5 protein-coding genes are annotated in these 8,128 nt (G+C 61.7%); 4 read left to right on the top strand and 1 reads right to left on the bottom strand.

What is annotated here, in order from left to right:
- The first annotated feature begins 80 nt into the window (after positions 1 to 80).
- The 4 genes from AC1D1X_RS10120 to icmF all read left to right on the top strand — a co-directional run bounded on the left by AC1D1X_RS10120 (position 81) and on the right by icmF (position 7,456).
- A complete protein-coding gene (locus tag AC1D1X_RS10120; protein ID WP_477668566.1) occupies positions 81 to 1,190 on the top strand; it encodes a TRAP transporter substrate-binding protein in 1,110 nt (369 codons plus the stop codon).
- 77 nt (positions 1,191 to 1,267) lie between these two features.
- Positions 1,268 to 1,894: a TRAP transporter small permease subunit gene (locus AC1D1X_RS10115; protein ID WP_477668567.1), complete on the top strand. Its 627-nt coding sequence runs from the start codon at positions 1,268 to 1,270 to the stop codon at positions 1,892 to 1,894.
- 64 nt (positions 1,895 to 1,958) lie between these two features.
- The gene (locus AC1D1X_RS10110) at positions 1,959 to 3,947 is read left to right on the top strand and encodes a TRAP transporter large permease (protein ID WP_477668568.1); all 1,989 of its coding nucleotides are present in this window, start codon (positions 1,959 to 1,961) and stop codon (positions 3,945 to 3,947) included.
- Positions 3,948 to 4,132: 185 nt separating this feature from the next.
- Entirely contained in the window at positions 4,133 to 7,456 is a 3,324-nt protein-coding gene (icmF, locus tag AC1D1X_RS10105) for a fused isobutyryl-CoA mutase/GTPase IcmF (protein WP_477698223.1), read from the top strand.
- Between the two features lie 49 nt (positions 7,457 to 7,505).
- On the opposite strand, the gene AC1D1X_RS10100 is transcribed toward icmF, so the two are convergent.
- Positions 7,506 to 8,128 (bottom strand): ABC transporter substrate-binding protein (locus AC1D1X_RS10100; protein ID WP_477698222.1); only part of this gene is annotated, 623 nt, incomplete at its 5' end.

Here is an 8,128-nt window from a genome sequence, read left to right as displayed (position 1 = left end):
GTGGAAACCCTCTTTGTAAGGAATGGGCAAGACGGAATGATGAGTCCTCTTATCTTTTTCGAAACAACAGGAGACAAGTCATGACCGAGAGCAAAAGCCCCCGCAGGCGCGGCCTGCTGAAAGGCGCCGCGATTGCCGCCGGCGCCCTGTCCGCCCCCATGGTCGCCATGGCGCAGACAACGTCCTTTCGCTTCCAGAGCACCTGGCCGGCCAAGGACATCTTCCATGAATACGCCAACGATTTCGCGAAGAAGGTCAATGACATGGCCGGCGGCCGACTGAAGATCGAGGTGCTCCCCTCCGGCGCGGTCGTGCCGGCATTCCAGCTGCTCGAAGCTGTGAACAAGGGCACGCTGGACGGCGGCCACGGTGTGGTGGCCTACCACTACGGCAAGAACAACGCCCTGGCCCTGTGGGGCTCCGGCCCGGCCTTCGGCATGGACCCGAACATGGTCCTGTCCTGGCACAACTACGGCGGCGGCAAAGCACTGCTGGAAGAAATCTACAAGTCGATCAGCATGGATGTGGTGTCATACCTCTACGGCCCCATGCCTACGCAGCCGCTGGGCTGGTTCAAGAAGCCGATCGCCAAAGTGGGTGACATGAAGGGCCTGAAGTTCCGCACGGTCGGACTGTCGGTCGACATCTTCACAGCGATGGGCACCTCCGTCAATCCGCTGCCCGGCGGTGAGATCGTACCTGCGCTGGACCGCGGCTTGATCGACGCAGCCGAGTTCAACAACGCCAGTTCGGACCGTGTTCTGGGTTTTCCGGATGTGGTCAAAAACTGCATGCTTCAGAGCTTTCACCAGAGCGGAGAGCAGTTCGAGATTCTGTTTAACAAAGCCAAGTACAACGCGCTACCCGCCGAGCTCAAGGCAATCATCGACTACGGCGTGCAGGCTGCCAGCGCCGACATGAGCTGGAAGGCCATAGATCGCAATTCCACCGACTACGCTGAAATGAAAAAACAGGGCATCAAGTTCTACAAGACGCCCGACGCCGTGCTCAAGGCACAGCTGGAAGCCTGGGACAAGATCATCGAGGACAAAGCCAAGGCCAATCCGCTGTTCAAGAAGGTGATCGACTCGCAGAAGGCCTACGCCGCGCGCACCATCCCCTGGCAGAACGACTACATGGTCGATTTCAAGATGGCCTACAACCATTCCTTCGGCAAGAAGAAGGCCTGAGCCTGCGAGCCCCGGCGAAGCCGGCCAGCCGTCCAACCCTGGATGGCTGGCCTTTTTGATGGGAACACCGGTTCAAAATGAATACACAAAAAATCCTTCACACGGCTGATCACATCAGCACCTGGGTCGGGAAGGCCGCCGCCTGGCTCATCGTGATCCTCATGGTGGTCGTTTGCGCTGAAGTTTTCAAGCGTTACGCGCTCAACGCGCCCACCGCATGGATCTTCGACGTCAATAACATGCTGTATGGCACGCTGTTCATGCTGGGGGGCGCCTACACGCTGGCRCATGACGGCCATGTGCGCGGCGACTTCTTCTACGGCAACTTGAAGCCCCGCACGCAGGCCTGGCTGGACCTGGTCCTGTACATCGTCTTCTTCCTGCCCGGGATTATGGCGCTGACCTGGGCCGGCTGGACATACTTCAATGAGTCACTGGCGATGCGCGAACAAACCTTCAACGCCACCCCTATCCCGCTGTATCCGTTCAAGTTTGTCATCCCGGTGGCTGGCACCATTGTGCTGATGCAGGGGCTGTCCGAGATCCTGCGCTGCGTCGTTTGTATCCGCACCGGCATCTGGACACCGCGGCTCAAGGACGCCCAGGAATCCGATGTGGTCGCGCAGCAGCTGGCCGGCAGCGAGTTTGTCGATGAAGAAGCCAAGCTGCTGGCCATCGAAAAATCCGCCGGCCTGAAAGGTTGAACATGAATCGCCCGGCCGTTCCGAAGATTCATGGCACCGCAGCCCACAGGGCGGAGGTCTCCAAATGAGCAACGCAGTCCTCGGCATGACCATGCTCGGCCTGATCGTGGTCGTCATCATGATGGGCTTTCCCACCGCATTCACACTGATGGGCCTGGGCATGGCGTTCGGCTTCGTGGCCTTCTACGATCCGTCCACCCATTTTTGGGAAAACAGGATCTTCGACCTGATGGTCCAGCGCGCTTTTGGAGCGATGACCAACGAGACCCTGTTATCGATTCCGCTGTTTGTGCTGATGGGCTATGTGATGGAGCGCGGCGCGCTGGTGGACAAGATGTTCCATAGCGTGCAGCTGGCGTTCCGCAGCGTGCCCGGCTCGCTGGCGGTCACCACCCTGATCATCTGCACGTTCTGGGGCATCGCCAGTGGCCTGGTGGGCGCTGTGGTGGTGCTGATGGGCGTGATCGCCATGCGGCCCATGCTCAACGCCGGCTACGACACGCGGCTGGCGGCCGGCGTGATCACCGCCGGCGGCACGCTGGGCATCCTGATCCCGCCCTCGGTGATGATCATCGTCTACGCCGCCGTCGCCGGCCAGTCCGTGGTCAAGCTCTACGCGGCGGCCATGTTCCCCGGCTTCTTCCTGGCCCTGCTCTACCTGGTCTACATCGTCGGCTGGGTCATGCTCAACCCCAAGATCGCGCCCAAGCTGCCGCCGGAGCAGAACCGCGCGCCGGTGCCGCTCTGGCTGCAGCAGGTGACCGCCGCCTATTCGCGCAGGACGCTGCCGGCGTTGGCCATGGCCGTCGCGGCTCCGGGCAAGGCGCTGCAGGCGGGCGCCCAAGTCAGCCGCGGCTTCCTGTTGCGCAGCTTGGGCACAGCCCTGGTGCCGGTGGTGCTCGCGCTGGCGACTCTGGGCGGCACCTGGTGGTATGTGGTCATCCATTCGCAGGCCGACAACATCGCCCAGGTGGCGGCGGCACGCACCGCCAAGGCCGCAGCGCCGGCGGGCGGAGGCCTGCAAGGGCCCGCAGTCAGCGGCGAAGTCCAGGAACCACCGGCGGAGAGCGGCGTGAAGGAGCCGCCGGCCGCCGAAGGCGGCCTCCAGGAACCACCTGCGGAAGAAGGGCTGAAAGAACCCGGCGACACGGTCAAGGAGCCGGCCGAAGCCGGCGGCTTGCAGGCGCCGCCGGGATCGGAAGATGCGAAGCCATCGACAGCGACAACCACCGCCGACGCACCACTGCAGGAAATAGGCGAGCCCTCGGGTTCGGGGCCACAGACCGCACCCGTGCCCGAGTCCTTCTACACGGGCTTTGCCATCGCCTGCGTGCTGATGGCGGGACTGCTGCTGTGGTACTACCGACGCTTCGACGCCGAGCAGTTCGAGATCCTGCGGATGCTGGTGAGCTCGGTCATGCCGCTCGCGCTGCTAACCATCGTCGTGCTGGGGGTCATCCTGTTCGGCATCACAACCGCCACCGAATCGGCGGCCGTCGGCGCGGCCGGCGCCTTTCTCATGGCTTGGCATGCCGGCACGCTGGACTTTCAGAAAATCAAGGAGGCGGTGTTCCTGACCTGCAAGACGACCTCCATGGTGTGCTGGCTGTTTGTGGGTTCAGCACTCTTCTCCGCGGTTTTCGCTCTGCTGGGCGGCCAGCGCGTCGTCGAGGAATGGGTAATGTCGATGAATCTGACACCACTGCAGTTCCTGCTGCTGTCGCAGGCCATCATCTTCGTCCTGGGATGGCCACTGGAGTGGACCGAGATCATCGTGATCTTCGTGCCCATCTTCCTGCCACTGCTGCAGCATTTCCAGATCGATCCGATTCTTTGGGGCGTGCTGGTTTTCGTGAACCTGCAAGCGGCCTTCCTGTCGCCGCCCGTGGCGATGTCGGCTTTCTACCTGAAGGGGGTGTCGCCACCCCATGTGACCATCAACCAGATCTTCGCCGGCATGATGCCCTACATGCTGATCGTGATCCTGTGCATGGTGTTCATGTACGTCTGGCCCGGGTTGACGCTCTGGCTGCCTAAATACCTGTACGGGTAAACAGCCCGGAAGCCATTGGGCCCCAGGCTTTGGCAAAGAGGGGCGCTCCGCGTCCCTTTTTTTGCTCGCACCGCTACAGGGCGCACACTTGATCGGCGCCGGCTTACCGGCTAAGATTGACGTTTACGTAAACGTCAATCAAACAGATCACAGATCGACGGCCCAACCGCCGCCCGGAGACAACCATGACCGACATGTCCGCTGAATACAAAGCGCTCGCCAGCTACCGCCCTACTCACAAAGTGCGCTTCATCACGGCGGCTAGCCTGTTTGACGGTCATGATGCCGCCATCAACATCATGCGGCGCATCCTGCAGAGCATGGGCGCGGAGGTCATCCACCTGGGCCACAACCGCAGCGTGGACGAAGTGGTCACAGCCACCCTGCAGGAGGACGCGCAAGGCATCGCTATCAGCTCCTACCAGGGCGGGCATGTCGAGTACTTCAAGTACATGGTCGACCTGCTCAAAAGCCGCGGCGGCGAACACATCCAGGTGTTCGGCGGGGGCGGCGGCGTCATCGTGCCGCCCGAAATCCGCGAGCTGCATGCTTACGGCGTCACCCGCATCTACAGCCCTGAAGACGGCCAGAAGATGGGCCTGGCCGGCATGATCGGCGAGATGGTCATGCGCTGCGACAAAGACCTGACCAGTTTCGCGCCCAAGAACGTCACGGCCATTGAAGGCCACGGAGAGATGAACTGGCGGGCGCTGGCGCAGTTGATCACGGCGCTGGAGAATGGCAAGGCCGACGCGGCGCTGGTGGACAAAGTCCGCACGCAGGCCTCCACCTGCAAGATCCCTGTGCTGGGGATTACGGGCACTGGCGGCGCCGGCAAGTCTTCATTGACCGACGAGTTGATACGCCGCCTGCGCCTGGACCAGAACGACAAATTGCGCGTGGCAGTCATCAGTATCGACCCGTCTCGCCGCAAGAGTGGTGGCGCGCTGCTCGGCGACCGCATCCGCATGAACGCGATCAACCCCTGGACTGTCCCCCTGGCAGGACAGAAGGACGCCGACAGCGGTCAACGCGTCTTCATGCGCTCACTGGCCACGCGCGACTTCGGCTCCGAAATCAGTCAGGCCCTGCCCGACGTGATCGCCGCCTGCAAATGCGCAGGGTTTGACCTGATCGTGGTCGAGACCTCCGGCATAGGCCAGGGCGATGCCGCCATCGTGCCGCATGTGGACGTGCCCATGTACGTGATGACGCCCGAATTCGGCGCCGCCAGCCAGCTCGAGAAAATCGACATGCTGGACTTCGCCGAGTTCATCGCCATCAACAAGTTCGACCGAAAGGGTTCGCTCGACGCCCTGCGCGATGTCTCAAAGCAAGTGCAACGCAACAAGGAAGCCTGGGGCACGCCGGCCGACAAGATGCCGGTCTTCGGCACCATGGCTGCGCGCTTTAACGACGACGGCGTGACGGCCCTCYACCAGGCGCTCAAGCCGCGCCTGGCCGCGTTGGGCCTGGCGCTTGAGGGCGGTGTGCTACCCGCGGCCGAAGTGCGCCACAGTACCAACCAGACGCCGGTGGTGCCGGCCGCGCGAACGCGCTACCTGGCCGAAATCAGCGACACGGTGCGCGGCTACAAAAAACGTGCCCGCGCGCAAGCCCAACTGGCGCGCGAGGTGCAGCAGCTCAAGGCCGCGGCCTCCATGCTCAAGATCGACAAGCCCGACCGCGCGCCAGCCGCCGAAGCCGCGCTGGACCTGGCCGGTCACCGCAAGACGCGCATGGACGCCGATGCCCGCGCCCTGCTCGCCCAGTGGCCCGACATGCAGGCCGCCTACGCCGGTGACGAATACGTGGTCAAAATCCGCGACAAGGAAATCCGCACGGCGCTGACCACCAAATCGCTCTCGGGCACCACCATCCGCAAGGTGGCGCTGCCGCAGTACGAAGACCACGGCGAAATTCTCAAATGGCTGATGCTTGACAACGTGCCCGGCAGCTACCCTTACACTGCCGGCACCTTTGCCTTCAAGCGCGAGGGTGAAGACCCGACCCGCATGTTCGCCGGCGAAGGCGACCCCTTCCGCACCAACACCCGCTTCAAGCTGCTCAGCGAAGGCATGGCGGCCAAGCGGCTGTCCACCGCGTTTGACTCTGTCACGCTCTATGGCAACGACCCGGCACTGCGCCCTGACATCTATGGCAAGGTCGGAAACTCGGGCGTTTCCATCGCCACGCTGGACGACATGAAGGTGCTGTACGACGGCTTTGACCTGTGCAACCCATCGACGTCTGTTTCCATGACCATCAACGGCCCGGCGCCGACCATCCTCGCGATGTTCATGAACACGGCGATCGACCAGAATCTGGAAAAATTCAAAAAGGACAATGGCCGCAACCCCACGGCAACCGAAGCCGCGAAGATTCGCGAGTGGGTGCTGGAAAACGTTCGCGGCACCGTGCAGGCCGACATCCTGAAAGAAGACCAGGGACAGAACACCTGCATCTTCTCGACCGAGTTCAGCCTCAAAGTCATGGGCGACATCGCCCAGTACTTTGTGCACAACCGGGTGCGCAACTTTTACAGCGTCTCCATCAGCGGTTACCACATCGCCGAAGCTGGTGCCAACCCGATCAGCCAGCTGGCCTTCACGCTGTCAAACGGTTTTACCTTTGTCGAAGCGTATCTCGCGCGCGGCATGCACATCGACGACTTCGCGCCCAATCTGAGTTTCTTCTTCTCTAACGGCATGGACCCGGAATACACGGTGATGGGCCGCGTGGCGCGCCGCATCTGGGCCGTGGCCATGAAAGAGAAATACGGYGCCAACGAGCGCAGCCAGAAGCTGAAATACCACATCCAGACCTCGGGCCGCAGCCTGCATGCGCAGGAAATCCAGTTCAACGACATCCGCACCACGCTGCAGGCGCTGATCGCGATTTACGACAACTGCAACTCGCTGCACACCAACGCGTTTGACGAGGCCATCACCACGCCCACCGAAGAATCGGTGCGCCGCGCCATGGCAATCCAGCTCATCATCAACCGCGAATGGGGCCTGGCCAAGAACGAGAACCCCTCACAGGGCGCCTTCATCATCGAGGAGCTCACMGAGCTGCTAGAAGAAGCCGTGCTGCTGGAGTTTGAACGCATCGCTGAGCGCGGCGGCGTGCTGGGCGCCATGGAAACTGGCTACCAGCGTGGCCGCATCCAGGACGAGTCCATGCACTACGAGATGCTCAAGCACACCGGCGAGCTGCCCATCATCGGCGTCAACACCTTCCGCAACCCGCACGGCGATGCGGTACAAGACAAGCTTGAACTGGCCCGCTCCACCGAGGAAGAAAAGCAAAGCCAACTCAAGCGCCTGGACGACTTCCACCGCCTCCACGCCGCCGAGTCACCGGCCATGCTCAAACGCCTGCAGCAGGCCGTGATCGAAAACCTCAATGTGTTCGAAGTGCTGATGGAGGCTGTGCGCGTATGCTCGCTGGGGCAGATCACCAATGCGCTGTTTGAGGTGGGTGGGCAGTACCGGCGGAATATGTAAATCGCCGGGGGCTGCTATTACCCAACTGATCAATGGCAAATTATTTGAGCTATTGACGAATCCTGCCAGCGCTGGTGACGATGGATAACTCGACGAAGCTGGAGCCAGAGTGCTGTCCAGGTTTAAAGCTGATCAAGTAACCACCAAAGTCAAAATTACTCATGCTGTCCAAGGCTAGAACGCTCCCCTCGCGGCTGGGCCTGCTGCCTTGGCGGCGTATCGCTTCAGAAATGACGCGAGCGGCAATATAGCCCTCCATCATGGCGTAGCTCACAGGCACTTCCAGGTTGGGTGTCTTGGCAGCGGTCTCAGTAAATTCCTTGACTAGCTGACTGGAGACCTTGTACGGACTTGGCGTCACTTGGGCGATAGCCACACCTTGCATCTGCTCCGGAGACAGTCGTTTCGAGAGTTGCTCGATGTCGGCGCCCGAATGYGAAAGCAGTTGAGCCGCGCCACCTGCAATACGGTACTTCTCAATGAAGCCAGCCGCAGCAGACCCGCTGGAAACCATGATGATCGCTTGCGGCTGCATGTTCATGAAAGTGTTCACGGCGTCGGTGACGTTGACCGTGTTGGCGACGTAGGAGGCGCGTCCTTCGATCGTCGCTCTGACTTTCCTAGCTGACTCCTCGGCCGCGGCGATTACCGCAGTTGAGCCCGGCCCAGCCT

The sequence above is a fragment of the Polaromonas sp. P1_G4 genome, from assembly GCF_056405475.1.
Note: the sequence above shows the minus strand (reverse complement) of the source record. Positions and strands in the feature narration are given on the sequence as shown.

Bases quoted from the DNA above. Each gene is read 5' to 3' on its own strand.
- AC1D1X_RS10120 (WP_477668566.1), top strand. From the start codon at position 81: ATGACCGAGAGCAAAAGCCCCCGCAGGCGCGGCCTGCTGAAAGGCGCC.
- AC1D1X_RS10110 (WP_477668568.1), top strand. From the start codon at position 1,959: ATGAGCAACGCAGTCCTCGGCATGACCATGCTCGGCCTGATCGTGGTC.